Here is an 18,617-nt window from a genome sequence, read left to right as displayed (position 1 = left end):
AGCACAGCCAAAGCGCTTGAGCACGAAACACTCAAACACTTGTTTAAATTTTGTTAACTAAGCCAAAAATTAGTTCAGCGACTTGCGAAGGTTGCTCAAGATGGCAATGATGACCACCAGAAATAGTGAACATCTCTTGCCGATCATCGGCGAAATAGCCTCGAGCGGCTCGTAACTCAGAAAAACCGTGTGTACCGAGAATCACACGTTGTGGGCATTGGATGTGCGCCATTATGTGCTGAGCATGCTCATACGACATGCGATACAAGGAATCGCTGTTTAACTGTGGGTCATGACGCCAATACCACTCGTCATTGCGCCGCTCAACCCCTCGAATAACGATGGGTTGGATCAAGGCTGCTTCTAACTGGTTGACTTCGGCTCGGCGAGCAACAGCGTATTCTAAGTTCGGTAACCTACGACGAGGCTTACGCCGGATCCGCTGGCGGCTGAGTACGCCATTGCGCAGCCTGGCCACACTCTCTAGTGGCGATTCAGCCAATGGAGCAATTCCTTCGATTTGAACTAATCCTGCGACTTGCTCAGGAAAGGCGGCACTATAGCAACTTGCGATTAAAGCACCAAGGGAATGCCCTACGATCACTAACCTGTTTGGCGATAAGTTGAGCAAAAATGAGTAAATATCATCAATATAGTCATGAAATGGGTAAAAATGACCGTCGGCTTTATGGCTTGAAAGGCCATGTCCCGGTAAATCGATTGCGCAAAGGTGTAACTGTGGATTAAGGTGACTTAACGCTTTGATAACGGTAAGAAAACTGGATGAATTATCTAACCAACCATGCAAAAAAACGACCGATAAGTCGGCCGTTTGTGCGTTTCCCAACTCTTGAGTCGCAATCATTCCTTGCGCAAGAGAGTACTGTTTTTGTTGCATCGCTATTTCACTTCTTGTACCACGCGCCCTTCACGAGCACCAATGTACATTTGCCGACAATATAAGCTGTGGCAAGGGTACATATAAGTACCGAGATCATTCACGACCACTCTTTCTTCAACTCGCCACAAATGTAGTCCTTTTACGGCCATGGTTGGGAAAGTGTATTCAAACTCACCCACTTTGGCCTTTTCTGGAGCAAGGCTGGTTCCCACTAGCGTCACCAAACGATCTTTCGCATAAGCCACTGGGTCAACAAACCCGTCAACATAGCCAACAAAACGCCCTTGCGGTTCGCGGTCGATATCAGGTCGGCCTGATGAGCTAATCGGCAAATTGACTATTTCAATCCGTGTTTTATCCGCCAAATTAGTCACACTGGCGATGACGCCGCCCAGCCGGACTTCATCTTGCTCATTGGTTGGCGTATTGACCCAAGTGGCGTAATCGGTGATCACGGCATCACTACTGGCACGAAGATCATCCGGTAAGCTTGAGCATGCACCAAGCAGCAATGTGGACGATAACAATAGTAGCGTTTTAGAAGTGGAAAAAGATCGCATCATAATGACCTTGTTGGATTAGATGTAGATATCGACTCCAAGCAGTTGAGCAAGTTCCTCTTTTTTTGCTTGGTTCATCACGTCCATGTACTCTTCCATCGCCTTTCTTGATCGACCTTCAGGAAGATCGTATTCCAGATTAGCCCGATGAATCTCTGATGGATCGACATGACGAATTGAATGAGAAACAGCATTCGCCACCTTAGTAGGTTGGCCTACTCCGGTTTTGGCATCGCCTTTCTTTACCCCATTGTTCTTATTTGCGCGATTAGCCCTATTGCTACCGGGCACTATCGCAGGAGGTAAACCATTAATTGAAACCATACTGTTCCTATTCAATTAGAGCAAGACGAATGCAACGCCTTGCCTTTCACTGATTATTCTCGGCCCGGTAACTTCTTCCAAGCCACGTTATCACGCAGGTAAACAGGGCTCGACTCTTCCACCGCTAGCGTGTTTCCTTTGGCAAACTCGTACTGAGCAAGAAACACCATATCCTGTGCATCTGGGTACAATACTTCCCCCATTTGACACGAGATAGGCAACGTATCTAACTCTTCTTTATAAGCCGCCCAACCCGTTCCAGCGCAGCCCCAAGTGATGCTGTCAGCTTTGATTTGCTCAGCAAGAGTATTAGGAGCAATGACGCACTCTGCATCTATCTCTTGCCAAGAGCCATCTTCTTGACGTGTATAACGACCCCAGTAAATCTCACTCATCCTGGCGTCAATTGCACACGCCACCTGCTGGTAACCCTGTAAACGATAGCTGCCTTGCGCCATCGCTGCCAGGGTCGAAATACCAATCATAGGTAAATCAGCGCCGAATGCTAAACCTTGTGCAATTCCAATGCCAATCCGTACTCCGGTAAAACTGCCCGGACCACGGCCAAAGGCTAGCGCGTCGAGTTCCTGTAAGGTGATGCCCGCTTCTTTGAGGACGGAATCCACCATGGGTAGAATTTTCTTGGTGTGATCGCGAGGGGCAACTTCACTGCGAACGTACAGTTTGCCGTTCATCATTAAAGCAACAGAACAGTTCTCTGTTGCTGTGTCTAAGGCAAGGATCTTTGCGCTCATTACTGTCTCTAATTGTTGTTAATAGTTACGGGTGTCGTGACTGAAATTTGACTTAAGAAATCTTTTACTTTGTCCAAATCCCGCGTACGTGGAATGGGCGGTAAACTGGCAAGAAATAGCCCACCGTAGTCACGGGTGACTAAACGGTTATCACAAATGATCAGTACACCTTTGTCATGTTTATCGCGGATCAAACGCCCGACCCCTTGTTTCAAGGTGATGACGGCATCGGGTAGTTGTACTTGCGCAAATGGATCTCCACCGCGCATTCGGCAATCTTCAATTCGCGCTTTCAACAACGGATCATCCGGTGCGGTAAATGGAAGTTTGTCGATAATAACACAGCTTAATGCGTCACCTCTAACATCTATCCCTTCCCAAAACGCCCCTGTCGCGACCAATAAGGCATTACCTAATTCCATAAATTCGGCCAACGTTTTTTGTTTACTCGTCTCCCCTTGCATCAGCACTGGCACGGTTAACACTTCTCGAAAACGTTCACCTAACTCGCGCATCATGCTGTGGGAAGTACACAAAAAGAAGCAGCGGCCTTGGTTTTGCTCAATCACTGGCGACAAAATACGCACCAATTTATCGGCAAGGCCTGGGCTATTGGGTTCAGGTAAATAGCGTGGTACACACAGCCGCGCCTGCTGCTGATAGTCAAACGGGCTTGGCAATGAAAACTGAGCTTGGGGCTTTAGTCCTAAACGCTGAGTGAAATGGCTAAAATCGTCGTTTACGGCCAAAGTAGCGGAGGTGAAAATCCATGCGCCCTGCTTTTGTTGCACCTGTTCGTGAAATTTATCGGCCACCGAAAGTGGGGTGATGTGTAAACTAAAATGACGCGGCGTGGTGTCATACCAATAGGAATAACCAGTAATAGAGACATCACACACTCGATCAATTCGTCCTTTGATTAAGTTGGCGCGCTCAAATGCGGTATCCAATAACTGGCTGCGACCTAACGCGAGTTTTAACACATCGATAGCAAAATCTAAGCTGTCTCGCAAACGCGCTAATTCTCGCGAAATCGATGGTGAAGCTAACGCCTCACGCCAGTTGCCTCGAAAACTGGGTTCACCCAACACAATGCGTAAATCCATCGCTGACTGCACCAGTTTATCGCCCACTTTCTGCAATTGGCGCATATCTTTTGCTTCAGTGCGATAGCCGATTTCAATATCTTTCGCCAGCTCTTGGACTTGGCGACTGGAGACTGATTGACCAAAATATTGGCTGGCGATATCCGGTAACTGATGCGCTTCGTCGAAGATAAAGACCTCGGCTTCGGGGATCAACTCACCAAACCCGGTTTCTTTGATCGCCAGATCGGCTAGAAAAAGGTGATGGTTGACCACGACAACGTCGGCATCCATCGCCTTTTTGCGCGCTTTAGAGACAAAACAGTCGACGTAACTTGGGCACTCTTTGCCAAGGCAATTGTCGTTGGTTGAGGTGATGGTTGGAATGACAGCACTGTCTTCAGGCAACTCTTCACATTCGCCTAAATCACCGCTTTTGGTTTCCGATGACCAACGACGCACTTTCACTAATTGAGTCAATAGCTGTGGATCAGATTGGTTGGTGTGGCTTTCCACCATTTGGCGGCTTAGCCTATCAAGGCACAGATAGTTTGCTCGACCTTTTAATAGCGCAACATTGCCATAGAAACCGAGCGCATCAATCATCAAGGGTAAATCACGATGAAAAAGCTGCTCTTGTAGGTTTTTAGAACCCGTACTGATAATGACTTTTTTACCACTGAGCAGCGCAGGCACCAGATACGCAAAGGTTTTGCCTGTACCAGTCCCTGCTTCAACCACTAATTGCGATTGTTGGGAAATCGCCTTAGCGACCGCTTCAGCCATGTCAATTTGCGCTTGTCGAGCTTGAAAACCGGCAATGGCTTTACCTAATGCGCCTTGTGAAGAGAAGGTTTTTGCAATCATCAAAAAGTGGAGGTAAGTGTTCGTTGCGGGGCATTATGTCAGGTTTGATGAGCTGGCGCGAATCCAAGTGCAACCCGCGCCAGTTAGGTGTGTTCTATTTGCGATTGAGGTAACGAGATAACCAAGCTGGTCCTTCGTACCCATTCTCCGTTTGGGTCATTGCTTTTGCCGCCTCGGCGGGTGACGCTCGGTTCTCCCACATGTCTTCCAAAATGATTTCGTCAATTTGATGGTCTCCCATCAATGCACTCACTCTTTCCATATACAGCTTTCGTGCGAGGAGTTCTCTATCCATAAATACCGCCTTAAGACACTCTGTGAGGAAGAAATTTAGTAAAAGCCTAACGGTGAACCCGTTTATATATTGAAACCAACTTAATAATAGATTAATTATAGCCCTTATATTGCGGGGCGCCTCACCGTTCACACGCTCACGAATTAGTTTTTAGAACGAAAAAAATCATGCACGGAAGTAATTAATAATGGAAAGAAAAACACTGCTCACTCATTGTAGTGATGCGCCCGGACTTATCTCTAAAATCACGAACATTTGTTATAAACATCAACTCAATATTATTCATAATAATGAGTATGTTGATAACATCAGTGGTCACTTTTTTATGCGTACTGAATTGGAAGGCTACTTTAACGACACCACCCTTTTAGCCGACCTTGACCAAGCCTTGCCTGCACACGCAAAACGTAAACTGATTGATTCTTCGCGCAAACGCATCGTTATTTTGGTGACTAAAGAAGCACATTGCTTGGGCGATATTTTGATTAAGAATTATGATGGCAGCTTGGATGTCGATATTGCTGCAGTGATTGGCAATTACGATACGCTGCAAAATCTGACCGAAAAGTTTGATATCCCGTATCACCATGTTTCTCATGAAGGGCTAAACCGCGAGGAACATGAGCAGAAATTGTTAGAAGTGCTGGGCCAATATCACGCCGACTATTTGGTCCTCGCCAAATACATGCGGGTACTCACTCCTGGTTTTGTCGATAAGTACCATCACAAAATTATTAATATTCACCACAGTTTTTTACCGGCATTCATTGGTGCAAAACCTTACCAGCAAGCATACGAGCGCGGTGTAAAAATCATTGGTGCGACGGCGCACTTTGTCACCAATGATTTAGATGAAGGCCCGATTATTAAGCAAGATGTGATCCCAGTTGATCACACATTCAGCGCGCAAAACATGGCGCAAGCTGGACGGGATGTTGAGAAAAATGTGCTGAGTAAAGCCTTGAACAAAGTCATCAACGATCACGTTTTTGTTTATGGCAACAAAACGGTCATTTTATAGCAAAGCGAAGACTGTTCTTCACGAACATAGGCTAAAGGCAAAAGGCGCGATTTGCGCCTTTTGTTGTTTTACGATTGCTGGCTGATCACTGCAAGTGATAACACCACCGCCTAGCTTGGACCACAGATTATAACTTGATCGCCAGCTCTACCCCCTGACGAATCGCACGCACAGCATCAAGCTCACCAGCATAATCGGCACCACCAATCACATGCATCTTCTCACCCAATGATGCCCATTTATCTTCAAAAGGACGTACCGATTCTTGCCCAGCACAAATCACAATTTTGTCGGCGTCTAACAGCAAAGGATTACCGTCAAGCGTGATATGTAAACCGTCAGCGGCAATTTTTTCATAACCGACACCACCCAGTAGATTCACTCCACGCTTTTCTAAGGTGCGTTTATGGATCCAACCTGTAGTCTTACCGGGGCCTTTACCTACTCGTCCTTTGCGACGCTGCAATAGCCACACCGTTTTCTCACTCATACAATCGGGAAATGGGTACAAACCTCCGGGATAAGCAATCTCTTTATCGATGCCCCAATCATGCAGCCAATCATCAAGCGTATGCTCTGTCGGCTCAGTCAACATAGTGGCGACGTCGACACCAATTCCACCAGCACCAACAATCGCGACTTTTTCACCAACGGGTGTTTTTTCACGGATCAGCGTTTGGTAATCCACCACCTTTTCTAGGTTATCAATACCATCAATTTTTACTTTTCTCGGCTCGACACCCGACGCCATCACTACTTCATCGTACGGTTCGAGCATCTCAAAATTGACGTCAGTATCTAAATGCAGATGCACACCGGTTTGATCAATACGATTTGCAAAGTAGCGAATGGTTTCTCGAAACTCTTCTTTGCCGGGAATTTGCATCGCCAAACGGAACTGGCCACCAATGCGATCATTTTTTTCAAACAGATCAACATGATGCCCACGCTCAGCCAAGGTAGTCGCGCAAGCAAGCCCCGCAGGACCTGCGCCAATCACCGCCATTTTTTTCGGCTGAGCCGCAGGGCGAATAACCATTTCCGTTTCATAGCAGGCCCGCGGGTTAACGAGGCAACTGGCCCGTTTACCTTTAAATACGTTATCTAAACAGGCTTGGTTACAGCCGATACACGTATTGATCAGCGCGGCTTTTCCTTGCTCGGCTTTGGCAACAAATTCTGGATCGGCAAGAAACGGACGCGCCATCGACACCATATCCGCTTGACCCGTTGCTAATATTTTTTCTGCTTCTTCTGGAGTGTTGATGCGATTACAGGTCACGACGGGCACAGAAAGATGTGGGCGGATTTTTTCCGTTACCCAAGTAAAAGCAGCACGTGGTACTTGAGTCGCTATCGTTGGAACGCGCGCTTCATGCCAACCGATGCCTGTATTGATAATGGTCACGCCAGCTTGTTCAAGTGCCTTAGCGAGCATTAAAACCTCTTCAAAAGTGCTGCCCTCTTCGACTAAATCCAGCATTGAAAGACGGAAAATGATGATGAACTCTTTACCAACCACTGCGCGAATCGCTTTCACTATCTCAATGGGTAAACGGATACGATTTTCGTAACTACCGCCCCAATCGTCGTAACGCATGTTGGTACGTTTACAGATAAATTGGTTGATCAAATACCCTTCCGAGCCCATCACTTCCACACCATCGTATCCTGCAAGGTGAGCTAATTCAGCACTACTGGCAAAGGCATCAATGGTTTTTTTTATCTGACGGGCACTCATTTCACTCGGTGCAAAACGCGCAATAGGTGCTTTAATCGCCGAAGCACTTTGAGCAAAAGGGTGCATTGCGTATCGGCCTGCGTGCAGCAATTGCAAGGCGATTTTGCCACCTTGGCGATGCACTGCCTCAGTTACAACTTGGTGTGCACGCGCATGTTTTGCCTTGCTAAATTCGGCACTGAAAGGGTGAAGTCGACCGCGCAAATTAGGCGAAAACCCGCCCGTCACAATCAGCCCAACCCCACCTTTTGCACGCTCTTCATAAAAAGCGGCCAGCTTATGGAGCCCTTCCTTGTGCTCTTCTAATCCCGTGTGCATTGATCCCATCAATACACGGTTGCGTAACTGAGTAAATCCTAAATCCAAAGGCTCTAACAGATGTGGGTACATGGCGACTTCACTTTTATAATTATGCGTTATGGTCTGACCAGAATATTATTGCCCACAAAAAAAATCAAACAAGTGTTTACATTTTTGTAACACCGATCAATCTTGCGGTTGTTTGGGTATACTAGATCACGTAGGATGTAAGCCATTAATATCTCAAGGGTAATCCCCTTTATTCATTTAACACGCTTGCGAATAGCCGCAGTGGAGAAACAATGAGATCACTATTTCGATTTATTGGCTTGATATTTAAAGGTTTTTGGAAAATCATTACTTTTATTCGTTTAGCCTTAACCAACCTTTTCTTTTTGCTTAGTATTGCACTGATTTATTTCTTATATGTGCATGCTGATTCTCCTCTACCTACGGTAGAAAAAGAGTCCGCTTTAGTGATGAACTTATCGGGACCGATTGTTGAACAAAGTTCTTACATCAATCCGATGGATTCAGTGACTGGCTCATTTTTTGGCAAAGACTTACCCAAAGAAAACGTATTATTTGATGTGGTAGAGACCATTCGCCACGCGAAAGACGATACGAAAATTACAGGCCTTGTACTTGCTCTCGGTGACATGCCAGAAACCAACCTCACTAAGCTGCGTTACATTGCTAAAGCGCTCAATGAATTTAAAGCCACGGGCAAACCCATCTACGCAGTGGGAGATTTCTATAATCAAAGCCAATATTATTTGGCAAGCTACGCCGATAAAGTCTATTTGGCACCGGACGGCGCCGTGATGCTGAAAGGCTACAGTGCCTATTCGATGTACTACAAAACTTTGCTGGAAAAGCTGGATGTCAATACGCACGTTTTCCGTGTCGGTACTTATAAATCAGCCATTGAGCCATTTATTCGTGACGATATGTCCGACGCGGCGAAAGAGTCCGCCTCTCGCTGGTTAACACAGTTGTGGGGGGCATACGTCGATGACGTAGCGACCAACCGTAAGATTGACGAGAAAACGTTAAACCCATCAATGGATGAATTTCTGACCCAATTAAAAGCGACCGAGGGAGATCTCGCCGCTTTATCATTAAAATTAGGGCTAGTGGATGAATTGGCCACTCGCCAACAAATGCGCCGATCGCTCGCCGAAACATTTGGCAGCAATGGAGAAGATAGCTACAACGCCGTAGGTTACTACGAATATCAAGCCACCATTAGGCCACAGTTTAACGCTGATATGGACGATGTAGCCGTAATCGTGGCTAGTGGTACCATCATGGATGGAGATCACCCACGAGGCACAGTCGGTGGTGATACCACCGCCGCATTACTTCGCCAAGCGCGTAACGATGATAAAGTCAAAGCCGTCGTATTGCGTGTGGACAGCCCAGGAGGCAGCGCCTTTGCCTCCGAAGTTATTCGTAATGAAATTCAAGCATTAAAAGACGCAGGCAAACCGGTTGTCGTCTCAATGTCGAGCCTTGCAGCGTCTGGCGGTTATTGGATTTCAATGAGTGCGGATAAAATTGTCGCGCAGCCAACCACGTTAACCGGTTCGATTGGTATTTTTAGTGTCATCACCACATTCGAAAAAGGACTCAATAAATTGGGGGTTTATACCGATGGCGTAGGAACCTCACCTTTTTCTGGTGTCGGTGTCACCACAGGGCTAACAAAAGGCGTGGCCGACGCACTACAACTGGGCATTAACCATGGTTACCAGCGTTTCATCAGTTTGGTGGGAGAGAACCGTGGCCTTTCATTGGAGCAAGTCGATCAGGTCGCGCAAGGCCGCGTATGGACAGGGCAAGATGCGATGGATCATGGCTTAGTCGACCAAATGGGTGACTTTGATGATGCCATTAAGCTCGCCGCTCAACTGGCACAATTAGAGACCTACAATATTTATTGGGTAGAAGAGCCCCTTTCTACCGCAGAGCAGTTCTTGCAAGACATCATGAATCAAGTACAGGCTCGTTTTGGTTTTGATGTCTCAACGCTGGTACCAGCATCGCTACAACCTGTAGCAAAACAATGGGTGCAAGATGCCAGCTTACTCAACCATTTTAATGATCCAAAAGGGCAATATGCGTTCTGCCTAAACTGCCAAGTTCAGTAATAATATCAATCTATAAAAGATAAAAAACCATTGGGGCGCTTTGTGTTGAGCGCCCCTTTTTATATTAAGTGAATACGCTATAATCCCCCGCTCTGTTCCCCTACACGAGTGATTTCTAGCTATGGCAAGAAAACATATCTACATCGCCTACACTGGCGGTACTATCGGCATGCTAAAATCCGACCATGGTTATGTCCCTATTGCGGGCTTCATGGAGAAACAACTCGCAGGCATGCCTGAGTTTCAGCGCCCTGAAATGCCTGAGTTCACCATTCATGAATATGACCCTCTGATTGACTCCTCGGATATGACGCCTGAAGATTGGCAACAAATCGCCAACGATATTCGAGATAATTATGATAAATACGATGGCTTTGTGATTTTACATGGTACGGATACCATGGCTTACACCGCATCGGCACTCTCTTTCATGCTGGAAAACTTGGGTAAACCCGTCATTGTGACAGGCTCACAAATTCCGTTGGCCGAATTGCGCTCTGACGGACAAGCGAATTTACTTAATGCGTTGCACATCGCCGCTAATTACCCCATCAATGAAGTGACGTTATTCTTCAATAATCAGTTGATGCGGGGTAACCGCAGTGTCAAATCACACGCCGATGGTTTTAATGCGTTTACCTCGCCGAACCTTCCTCCGCTGTTAGAAGCTGGGATCAATATTCAAATCAGCAGTAACGTTAAAGTTGGCGAACAGCCGCAAGGAGCCTTCCGAGTCCATAACATTACACCACAACCGATCGGTGTGATTACCATGTACCCTGGCATCTCTCACGAAGTGATCCGCAATACCTTATTACAGCCAGTCAACGCGATGATTTTGCTGACTTTTGGTGTGGGCAATGCACCTCAAAATGCGCAACTATTAGCGCATTTAAAAGAAGCCTCAGAACGTGGCGTGATCGTCATGAACTTAACTCAGTGCTTAGCAGGTAAAGTCAACATGGGCGGTTACGCAACTGGCTGTGCACTTGCAGAAGCAGGCGTGATCAGCGGCTACGACATGACACCCGAAGCCGCTTTAGCCAAGCTTCACTATTTACTGAGCCAGAATCTTTCTTATGAAGAAGTGAAGCAGAAAATGCAGGAAGTATTACGTGGTGAAATGAGCTTATAGCTTTAAACAACCACAATATATTTTCCCCTCATTAACAAAATCCCCAACTCAATGAATTGGGGATTTTTGTATTCTGTACAAGTCAAATAGACTCATTCGTGGTTTGGATTGACTCGAACAATATCGTCTTGTCCGTTTTGAAAGCGCTTTTTAAGCTCATTTTTTGACTTAAAACTGATTTCTCCACCAGCGGCAACTGTCATATGGTCCGCTTCTACATTATGCTTAGATTGATACAACATCACAGCTTGCATGCATGAATCTCGCTGTGTTTGTGAAAGTGGTGTACCTTCAGGCCACTTACCCGTTTCAACAGCGTGCATTAATCGCTTGTAAGCTTCGGGGGTGATGGCGTTAATGAGTTGATCGGCATCCATGGTCTATCCTTAATTAACGAATTCGTCACAAACATAACTTGCCATGATATTGAGTCAAGACAAGCCCAATAAATAAGTGTATTTGATCACAAGCTAATATTATGAATTTGATAAAAGTGCCCATGATTCTCAGCCTATCACTTCTTATAAGTGGCTGCTTTGAGAATAACAGAGATACCGACAAGCTATGTGCCGATAATCCTAATTTGCGCTGTGAAAGGCTCAATATAAATGATGGGCAATGTAGAGTTCCACGCACGGACCTCATCTGGCATCGATTTGAAGTACTTAAAAATCCAAGCGATAGCAACAAGATTAAAGAATACGGATTAGTTCAAGCTTATCGAAAATGTCTCGAGCTCGCTTCACAAATTCAAGCTATTGATCAAACGGAACTCAAACAACGTCGATTTTCAGCACTCGTCAATACAGGGAAAGATTTAGAGCAGATTGAAAAAGAGCTTCAGTCATCCAGCTCCGCGGAAACCTTATACTTTCTCTGGAGTCAGATTGGTGATAAAAGTGCACAAAGAAAATTCTTACAACGTGAAGGTAAACCCGAGCTAGATACAGCAGAAATGCAATACGCTCTCGCTACTTTTTATGTTCAACGGGATCGAGAAAAAGCAATCTATTTGCTCCATCGAACCTTAGAACTCAGCCCAAAAGGCAGTATCAACCTTGATGCTATCAAATCTCTTGCCAGTACCAACCAAATTCTCAAACAGAAAGAAAAAGCTTACATTTGGGCGATGGTAGGAAAAACATTCAATGTGCCGGTTGCTTCAGAGACAGAACTCAAATTGCTGTACGGGTTTGATCAAGAAAAATTTGATGCACTCGACGATATCGCCGAAAAAATCGTTGACGCTATCAAAAATGGACAGTTTAAACCAGAGCTCATTCCTCTCGACTTTGCCAACTAACAAAATGTAATCATAAAACAAAGAGCGGTGATAAGTTCACCGCTTTTTCACTTTTTGTTGAAAATTAACGACACTGAATTGACACAAAATCGTTCACCTGTTGTTTGAGGTCCATCAGGAAAAACATGCCCTAGATGGCTATCACACACCGCACAACGGATCTCAGTTCGAATCATTCCATGCGTTAAATCTTCAAGATAGCGGATTGCAGTATCATTGATCGGTGCATCAAAACTTGGCCAACCACACCCCGAATCATACTTATTGTTGGAGACAAATAACGGGCTGCTGCAACAGGTACACGCGTACACACCTGTGTCACGATTATGTAATAACTTGCCACTAAACGGGGCTTCTGTACCGCGTTGACGGCAAACATAAAACTCATCATCCGTTAGTCTTTCACGCCAGTATTCATCAGGTTTAACATTATTCTCAATCTTCGATTTCACTTACAAAACTTCCCTTCTTCTCAATGTTGCGCTGGTACTTTTTATGCCAAAAACTTGCATACTCCACTCTTTGTAGCACATACTTTCTCACCATGAAATGGTAGGTATGTAATTTCTAACTGCCTTAGAAGGCTAAAGTATTTTACGCCAACTGAAAGTAAACAGAAGCGGTATAAAGTTTAAAATTTAATCACTTACGATTAATTGTGAAAAAAAGCGACGCTTTTTTTTGACTTTAAACAAGTTAAGTCCGATTATCTGTTGCAGACATTTACTGGATTCTGTAATTTTACTACCAGTTATCTTTAATCAGAAATTAAGTTGTGGAGCAACTATAATGACTATCAAAGTAGGTATTAACGGTTTTGGCCGTATCGGTCGTTTCGTATTCCGTGCAGCGCAAGAGCGCAACGACATCGAAGTTGTAGGTATTAACGACCTTATCGACGTAGATTATATGGCATACATGTTAAAGTATGACTCAACTCATGGCCGTTTCAACGGTACTGTTGAAGTTGAAGCTGGCAACCTAGTTGTAAACGGCAAAACTGTACGTGTAACAGCTGAGCGTAACCCAGAAGATCTAAAATGGGATGCAATCGGTGTTGACGTGGTTGCTGAAGCAACAGGTCTATTCCTAGACGATGCAACCGCTCGTAAGCACATCACTGCTGGCGCGAAAAAAGTTGTTCTAACTGGTCCTTCAAAAGACGCGACTCCAATGTTCGTAATGGGTGTTAACCACGCTTCTTACGCTGGTCAAGACATCGTTTCTAACGCTTCTTGTACTACAAACTGCCTAGCACCTATCGCTAAAGTTCTTAACGACAAGTGGGGCATCGAGTCTGGTCTTATGACTACTGTTCACGCAACTACAGCGACTCAAAAAACTGTAGATGGTCCTTCTGCGAAAGACTGGCGTGGTGGTCGTGGTGCTTCTCAAAACATCATCCCATCTTCAACTGGCGCAGCTAAAGCGGTTGGCGTTGTAATCCCAGAACTAAACGGCAAACTGACTGGTATGGCTTTCCGCGTACCTACAGCGAACGTTTCTGTAGTTGACCTAACTGTTAACTTACAAAACCCAGCATCTTACGCAGAAATCTGTGCTGAAATGAAGCGCGCTTCTGAAAACGAATTCGCTGGCGTTCTAGGCTACACTGAAGATGCAGTTGTTTCTCAAGACTTCATCGGCGAAATCAACACATCTGTATTCGATGCTAAAGCTGGTATCGCACTAACTGACAAATTCGTTAAAGTTGTATCTTGGTACGACAACGAAATCGGTTACTCAAACAAAGTTCTAGACCTAATCGCTCACGTTTCTAAATAATCGTAGTGTTTAGCGAAGAAATTCGTTGAGAACAAAAAGGCGGCCATTGTGTCGCCTTTTTAGTATCTGTCCCTTTCATTTGTGGGGCTGCGTTAGACAATCCGAGCCGTTCCTCACTTATTTATCCGGTAGGAATGGCATGAGGTATCGAATTTATGGATCTGCAATCTCTCCCTACCCTGACTTATCTTTCTGACAACGTCACTATCGTTGAGAAAGAGGGCGTTAAAATTGTTCGCGTTATTCATGACAAAGCAACCGCCGGAATTACACTGCATGGCGGCCATGTCATCTCATTCACTCCTAAAGGACAAGATGAGCTCATTTGGATGAGTGACACGGCCATTTTTGACGGTAAAGCCGCTCTAAGAGGCGGGATCCCTGTTTGTTGGCCATGGTTTGGCCGTATTGCTGCACCAGCCCATGGTTTCGCACGCACCAGTGAATGGGCATTGATTGAACATAGAGAAAACGAGCAGGGCGTCATTATCGTGCTAGGGCTCGACCATTCGCCCCAAACACTGACTATTTGGCCATTTCAATTCCAAACCCGTCTTTATGTTGAAATCGGTGACAAGTTAAAAGTCACTTTAGAAACGACCAATACGGATGAGAAAGCATGGACGTTTTCTGCAGCGCTGCACAGCTACCTCAAGGTTGGTAATATTACCCAGACCACTACTACAGGTATGGGCGTTGAATATATAGACAGCTTACAAGATGCAAAAATGTGTCAAGGTGGTTCAACACTGGTCCTCACCGATACGATTGATCGCGTCTATACCGCGCCTGAAGCACAAATTCAGGTCCAAGATCCTGTTTTGAATCGTACGTTAGTGGTTGAAAACACTGGACACAACTCTGCCGTCTTGTGGAACCCATGGGCTCACGGCGCTCAATCAATGGCAGATATGCCTGACGATGGTTATCAAACGATGCTGTGTGTTGAATCTACACTGCATGCCCCTTGCTTGTCCGCAGGAAAAACCTTGCAACCAGGTGAAAGCCATCAGCTCGTCACGACGGTTTTTTCCAACTAAGCTTTTTTGGCGAATTTTCCGTCATCATACTCATGCTGAGGGCAGTGAAATCACGCTGTCCTTTTTATTTCTAGCCGCAGACGCTAAACTGGCGCCTTTGTTTTTCAAGCGAGATTTTCATGGCGTATCTGTGCCCCCTTTGCCAGCAACCTCTGTTGCAACAGCAGCAAATATTGAAATGTGAAAATAATCATCAATTTGATATAGCCAAAGAGGGCTACGTCAATTTGATGCCTGCACATCATAAACGCTCAAAAGATCCGGGTGATAATAAAGAGATGATGCAAGCTCGTCGCCGTTTTCTTGAAGGTGGACATTACGATCTGATGCGTCAGACGGTCGCTCAGTTGTGCAGTAAGTATCTGCAAGATTCTTCTTATCAGTTTTTAGACATCGGCTGCGGCGAAGGTTACTACACCCAATTTGTCGCTCAAACGCTTGCACAACACTCGATACAATCGGTCACCTATGGGTTAGATATCTCTAAAATCGCCGTCCGTTATGCAGCAAAGCGCTACCCTATGGTCAACTTTGTCGTTGCCTCCAGCCACCGCTTGCCCTTTGACGATGCTTCCCTAGCCGGTATATTACGAATTTATGCGCCCTGTAAAGCGCAAGAGCTTTACCGCTGCATTCAAAACCAAGGAGTGGTGATTACCGTTACACCCGCGGCAAGGCACCTCTATCAGTTAAAAGAAGGGATCTATCCTAATGTTCAACTGCATGATGAAACCGCAGAAGAGATAGCTGGGTTTACATTAGTAGAGCAACAAAAACTGCACTACACCATGGCATTAAGCGGTAACGATGCTTTTGATTTATTACAGATGACGCCGTTTGCATGGCGGGCCAGTGATGAGCTAAGAGCGCAATTAAAGCAAGCTGAGCAATTTAATTGTGAGGCCGATTTTATGATCAGCGTTTACCGCAAAGTTAGTTGATAATAATTCTCATTATATTGCAAATCCACAGTGTCTCCATTATTATGCCAAATTCAAAATGGAGACACTCATGCGCTTAGTTACTTCTCTGGCTCTACTATTACCACTTTTTGGCTGTGCTTCGCACCAGCCGAAGCCCATTGCTCACTTTTATGACTACCAATTATCTACCCCTAGCGGCAAACCATTGAATCTCAATTCGCTGCCGAATGAGATAAAAAATGCCGATATCATTTTAGTCGGTGAGTGGCATACACACCCAGCCATTCATCGCTTCCAAACCGAGCTATTGGCACAACTCAGCCGAGAAAACACCCATGTAGCCTTGTCTATGGAACAATTTTCACGCGATGAACAAGAGATACTGAACCGCTATCTAGCAGGAGAAATCGGCGAACAATACCTTATTTCTCAGACCAGAGCGTGGCCAAACTACCAAAGTGACTACCGCCCACTGGTTGAATTTGCAAAATCACAGCAGTTGGATGTCATTGCCGCTAATGCGCCTAAGCCTTTCGTACGTTGTATCGGCAAAGTAGGGATCAAATACCTTGATAAATTAACGCCAGTAGAGCGGGCTCAGGTTGCACACCAAATTGACACCTCAGCCTCTCCATACAAAGCGAAATTCATGGCATCAATGCACCACGGTTCAAAAGAGCAAACTGAAAAACAGTACGCAGCCCAGGTCGCTTGGGATGAAACGATGGCAGAAAGCATGGTGGATTATTTACAAAACCACCCGACAGCTCAGGTGATGCACATCGCAGGAAAGTTCCACACCGAGCAGGGTTTAGGCACGGCGCATTCTATCCTTCGCCGAAATCCTGATTTAAAGATTGCCATCATCACGCCCGTAGAGGATACCCAGGCATCATATCCGGATTTCCAACTCACTGTACTGCCAATTCCTACCGCCTATGTTCAAGCAGAGCATCGCATGCAAGCCTATCAACAGATAAAGAATCGCAACACAGATCTCACTTGCGACTAATTAGCGGCGAATAACGGGCCTGCTTATTCTTTTCATATAAAGTAGGCGCGTTTTTTGCTTGTACATACTTCATACAAATTGCGAATTTTTTGCACAAGTTTTTCATAAATCTGTCGATACATTAACTGATGGCATTTATAGGAGAGAAGTATGACACCGGTAGGGACAAGCTCAGCGCAACTGCATTCACTCCAGCAAGTTAAGGCTCAAGCAAATTCTACAGCGGCATCCCCCCCCTCTGCCCCGCTCAAAGTGGAGCAGAATACCGTCACTTTGTCTGATGAAGGCAAAGCCTTGCTCGCAGCGCTGCAACAACTCGACAAAGAGAGTAAGTTAGAAAACAAAGAGAAAACCGTGACTGGCAAAGTGGAATCATTTGCTCATGGTGCTTTGGGATTAGATCATCCAGATAAAAAACCAGAAGAAGATGATAGCTCCTATTCCGCAGGGAAATATTTTTCCGCCGCGGCAACAGTAGGAGGTTTGTTACTGCTTCTCTAGTCTTTTAGATTTCTATTGGATATTAATTGCGGTTTGGATGGTTGATGATGTGATCCTCCCAGTCGATAACATCAATCTCATAAACGACTTTGTTGCGAACACTTTCTTGCGCGGCGTGCATCGCCTCTTTGGAACCAGTAATCAAAGGATGCCATTGCGGCAATGTTTTGCCTTCTGACAGTACACGATAGGCGCACGTATCCGGCAACCAGTTAAATTCATCAATTTTATCACGCGTCAGTTTTAAGCACTCCTCACCAGAATTGAAACGGTTTGGATAATCCTTGCATGAGCAGGTATCGCTGTTTAACCAACTGCAAGCAACATTGGTGTAATAGACCTCATCACTATCTTCATCCATTAACTTGTGTAAGCAGCACTTACCGCATCCATCACAAAGCGACTCCCACTCCGATTCCGTCATTTGTTCTAATTTCTTATTTTGCCAGAATGGTGTGCTCATGAGTCTCTATCTTACTTAACGAATGGGGTGCGTGTTATACCTCCACACCAACCAAAGTTCAAGGATAAAAACGGCTTGTTAATTTAGGAAGCTATTGCTGTACACTTCGGTCACATCTGCTAGGATCGTCACCCTTTTCTTTTTACTGGTACTCAATTATGGAATGCAGACTTGGTTGTGGTGCGTGTTGTATCGCCCCTAGTATTTCTTCCTCCATCCCGGGTATGGAGCAAGGAAAGCCAGCAGGTGTACGTTGCATTCAACTTAATGACGCTAATTTGTGCAAGTTATTTGGTAAGCCTGAACGTCCAAAAGTATGCCACGAATTTAAGCCTTGCCCGATGGTCTGTGGCAACACGAACCAAGAAGCTTTGAGCAACATTACCGAACTCGAAAAAATCACTTGATGGCACTGCTTTGTTTACCTTAATTAATGGCGCCACTCAAAATTGC

Annotated in this window: 20 protein-coding genes; 10 read left to right on the top strand and 10 right to left on the bottom strand. The window is 45.4% G+C overall.

Annotated elements, in window-relative coordinates; all coding sequences use genetic code 11:
• Nucleotides 1-43: 43 nt before the first annotated feature.
• From AACT42_RS03475 to AACT42_RS03450, 6 genes are all read right to left on the bottom strand, one after another.
• Nucleotides 44-898 carry an alpha/beta fold hydrolase gene (locus tag AACT42_RS03475; RefSeq protein WP_019283279.1) on the bottom strand — a complete coding sequence of 285 codons (855 nt, stop codon included), beginning with the start codon at nucleotides 896-898 and terminating at the stop codon, nucleotides 44-46.
• 2 nt (nucleotides 899-900) lie between these two features.
• Nucleotides 901-1,464: a Slp family lipoprotein gene (locus AACT42_RS03470; RefSeq protein ID WP_017047796.1), complete on the bottom strand. Its 564-nt coding sequence runs from the start codon at nucleotides 1,462-1,464 to the stop codon at nucleotides 901-903.
• A 15-nt stretch (nucleotides 1,465-1,479) separates the two neighbouring features.
• Nucleotides 1,480-1,785, bottom strand: coding sequence for a hypothetical protein (locus tag AACT42_RS03465; RefSeq protein ID WP_026028052.1), 306 nt, complete (start codon nucleotides 1,783-1,785; stop codon nucleotides 1,480-1,482).
• Between the two features lie 53 nt (nucleotides 1,786-1,838).
• Complete coding sequence (gene tsaB, locus AACT42_RS03460) at nucleotides 1,839-2,540, bottom strand: tRNA (adenosine(37)-N6)-threonylcarbamoyltransferase complex dimerization subunit type 1 TsaB (protein WP_019283280.1); 702 nt, start codon at nucleotides 2,538-2,540, stop codon at nucleotides 1,839-1,841.
• 8 nt (nucleotides 2,541-2,548) lie between these two features.
• Nucleotides 2,549-4,492 carry an ATP-dependent DNA helicase gene (locus AACT42_RS03455; RefSeq protein ID WP_038170106.1) on the bottom strand — a complete coding sequence of 648 codons (1,944 nt, stop codon included), beginning with the start codon at nucleotides 4,490-4,492 and terminating at the stop codon, nucleotides 2,549-2,551.
• 94 nt (nucleotides 4,493-4,586) lie between these two features.
• Complete coding sequence (locus AACT42_RS03450; RefSeq protein ID WP_013857222.1) at nucleotides 4,587-4,787, bottom strand: hypothetical protein; 201 nt, start codon at nucleotides 4,785-4,787, stop codon at nucleotides 4,587-4,589.
• Nucleotides 4,788-4,974: 187 nt separating this feature from the next.
• On the opposite strand from AACT42_RS03450, the gene purU reads away from it, so the two are divergent.
• The gene (purU, locus tag AACT42_RS03445) at nucleotides 4,975-5,808 is read left to right on the top strand and encodes a formyltetrahydrofolate deformylase (protein WP_094134216.1); all 834 of its coding nucleotides are present in this window, start codon (nucleotides 4,975-4,977) and stop codon (nucleotides 5,806-5,808) included.
• Nucleotides 5,809-5,935: 127 nt separating this feature from the next.
• Here the strand turns inward: purU and AACT42_RS03440 are convergent, their stop codons facing one another.
• Nucleotides 5,936-7,939, bottom strand: coding sequence for an NADPH-dependent 2,4-dienoyl-CoA reductase (locus AACT42_RS03440; RefSeq protein ID WP_019282282.1), 2,004 nt, complete (start codon nucleotides 7,937-7,939; stop codon nucleotides 5,936-5,938).
• A 212-nt stretch (nucleotides 7,940-8,151) separates the two neighbouring features.
• Here AACT42_RS03440 and sppA point away from each other — a divergent pair, with 212 nt between their 5' ends.
• Both sppA and ansA read left to right on the top strand, forming a co-directional pair.
• Nucleotides 8,152-10,002, top strand: a complete 1,851-nt coding sequence (gene sppA / locus AACT42_RS03435; protein WP_094134217.1) for a signal peptide peptidase SppA — start codon at nucleotides 8,152-8,154, stop codon at nucleotides 10,000-10,002.
• Nucleotides 10,003-10,123: 121 nt separating this feature from the next.
• Nucleotides 10,124-11,137, top strand: a complete 1,014-nt coding sequence (gene ansA, locus AACT42_RS03430; protein WP_013857225.1) for an asparaginase — start codon at nucleotides 10,124-10,126, stop codon at nucleotides 11,135-11,137.
• 92 nt (nucleotides 11,138-11,229) lie between these two features.
• Here ansA and AACT42_RS03425 read toward each other — a convergent pair whose 3' ends face one another.
• Complete coding sequence (locus AACT42_RS03425; protein WP_013857226.1) at nucleotides 11,230-11,514, bottom strand: YeaC family protein; 285 nt, start codon at nucleotides 11,512-11,514, stop codon at nucleotides 11,230-11,232.
• Nucleotides 11,515-11,615: 101 nt separating this feature from the next.
• Here AACT42_RS03425 and AACT42_RS03420 point away from each other — a divergent pair, with 101 nt between their 5' ends.
• Nucleotides 11,616-12,440, top strand: coding sequence for a DUF2989 domain-containing protein (locus tag AACT42_RS03420; RefSeq protein WP_013857227.1), 825 nt, complete (start codon nucleotides 11,616-11,618; stop codon nucleotides 12,438-12,440).
• Between the two features lie 47 nt (nucleotides 12,441-12,487).
• Here the strand turns inward: AACT42_RS03420 and msrB are convergent, their stop codons facing one another.
• Nucleotides 12,488-12,892: a peptide-methionine (R)-S-oxide reductase MsrB gene (gene msrB / locus AACT42_RS03415; RefSeq protein ID WP_013857228.1), complete on the bottom strand. Its 405-nt coding sequence runs from the start codon at nucleotides 12,890-12,892 to the stop codon at nucleotides 12,488-12,490.
• A gap of 337 nt (nucleotides 12,893-13,229) precedes the next feature.
• Here msrB and gap point away from each other — a divergent pair, with 337 nt between their 5' ends.
• From gap to AACT42_RS03390, 5 genes are all read left to right on the top strand, one after another.
• Nucleotides 13,230-14,225, top strand: coding sequence for a type I glyceraldehyde-3-phosphate dehydrogenase (gap, locus tag AACT42_RS03410; RefSeq protein ID WP_010317219.1), 996 nt, complete (start codon nucleotides 13,230-13,232; stop codon nucleotides 14,223-14,225).
• Between the two features lie 155 nt (nucleotides 14,226-14,380).
• Nucleotides 14,381-15,265, top strand: a complete 885-nt coding sequence (locus AACT42_RS03405) for a D-hexose-6-phosphate mutarotase (RefSeq protein ID WP_094134218.1) — start codon at nucleotides 14,381-14,383, stop codon at nucleotides 15,263-15,265.
• A 119-nt stretch (nucleotides 15,266-15,384) separates the two neighbouring features.
• Nucleotides 15,385-16,206: a 23S rRNA (guanine(745)-N(1))-methyltransferase gene (gene rlmA, locus AACT42_RS03400; protein ID WP_017050211.1), complete on the top strand. Its 822-nt coding sequence runs from the start codon at nucleotides 15,385-15,387 to the stop codon at nucleotides 16,204-16,206.
• Between the two features lie 70 nt (nucleotides 16,207-16,276).
• The gene (locus AACT42_RS03395; protein ID WP_217898232.1) at nucleotides 16,277-17,200 is read left to right on the top strand and encodes a ChaN family lipoprotein; all 924 of its coding nucleotides are present in this window, start codon (nucleotides 16,277-16,279) and stop codon (nucleotides 17,198-17,200) included.
• 150 nt (nucleotides 17,201-17,350) lie between these two features.
• Nucleotides 17,351-17,701, top strand: a complete 351-nt coding sequence (locus AACT42_RS03390; RefSeq protein WP_017044563.1) for a hypothetical protein — start codon at nucleotides 17,351-17,353, stop codon at nucleotides 17,699-17,701.
• 22 nt (nucleotides 17,702-17,723) lie between these two features.
• Here the strand turns inward: AACT42_RS03390 and AACT42_RS03385 are convergent, their stop codons facing one another.
• Nucleotides 17,724-18,164: a YcgN family cysteine cluster protein gene (locus AACT42_RS03385; protein ID WP_010317229.1), complete on the bottom strand. Its 441-nt coding sequence runs from the start codon at nucleotides 18,162-18,164 to the stop codon at nucleotides 17,724-17,726.
• Between the two features lie 158 nt (nucleotides 18,165-18,322).
• Here AACT42_RS03385 and AACT42_RS03380 point away from each other — a divergent pair, with 158 nt between their 5' ends.
• Nucleotides 18,323-18,571, top strand: coding sequence for a YkgJ family cysteine cluster protein (locus AACT42_RS03380; protein ID WP_013857235.1), 249 nt, complete (start codon nucleotides 18,323-18,325; stop codon nucleotides 18,569-18,571).
• The last annotated feature ends 46 nt before the right edge of the window (nucleotides 18,572-18,617 follow it).

The organism is Vibrio sp. V15_P4S5T153, from assembly GCF_963874485.1.
In the GTDB taxonomy this organism is placed as follows: Bacteria; Pseudomonadota; Gammaproteobacteria; order Enterobacterales; family Vibrionaceae; genus Vibrio; species Vibrio anguillarum.
The sequence above is the reverse complement of the archived record's forward strand: the minus strand, read 5'-3'. Positions and strand labels throughout refer to the sequence as shown.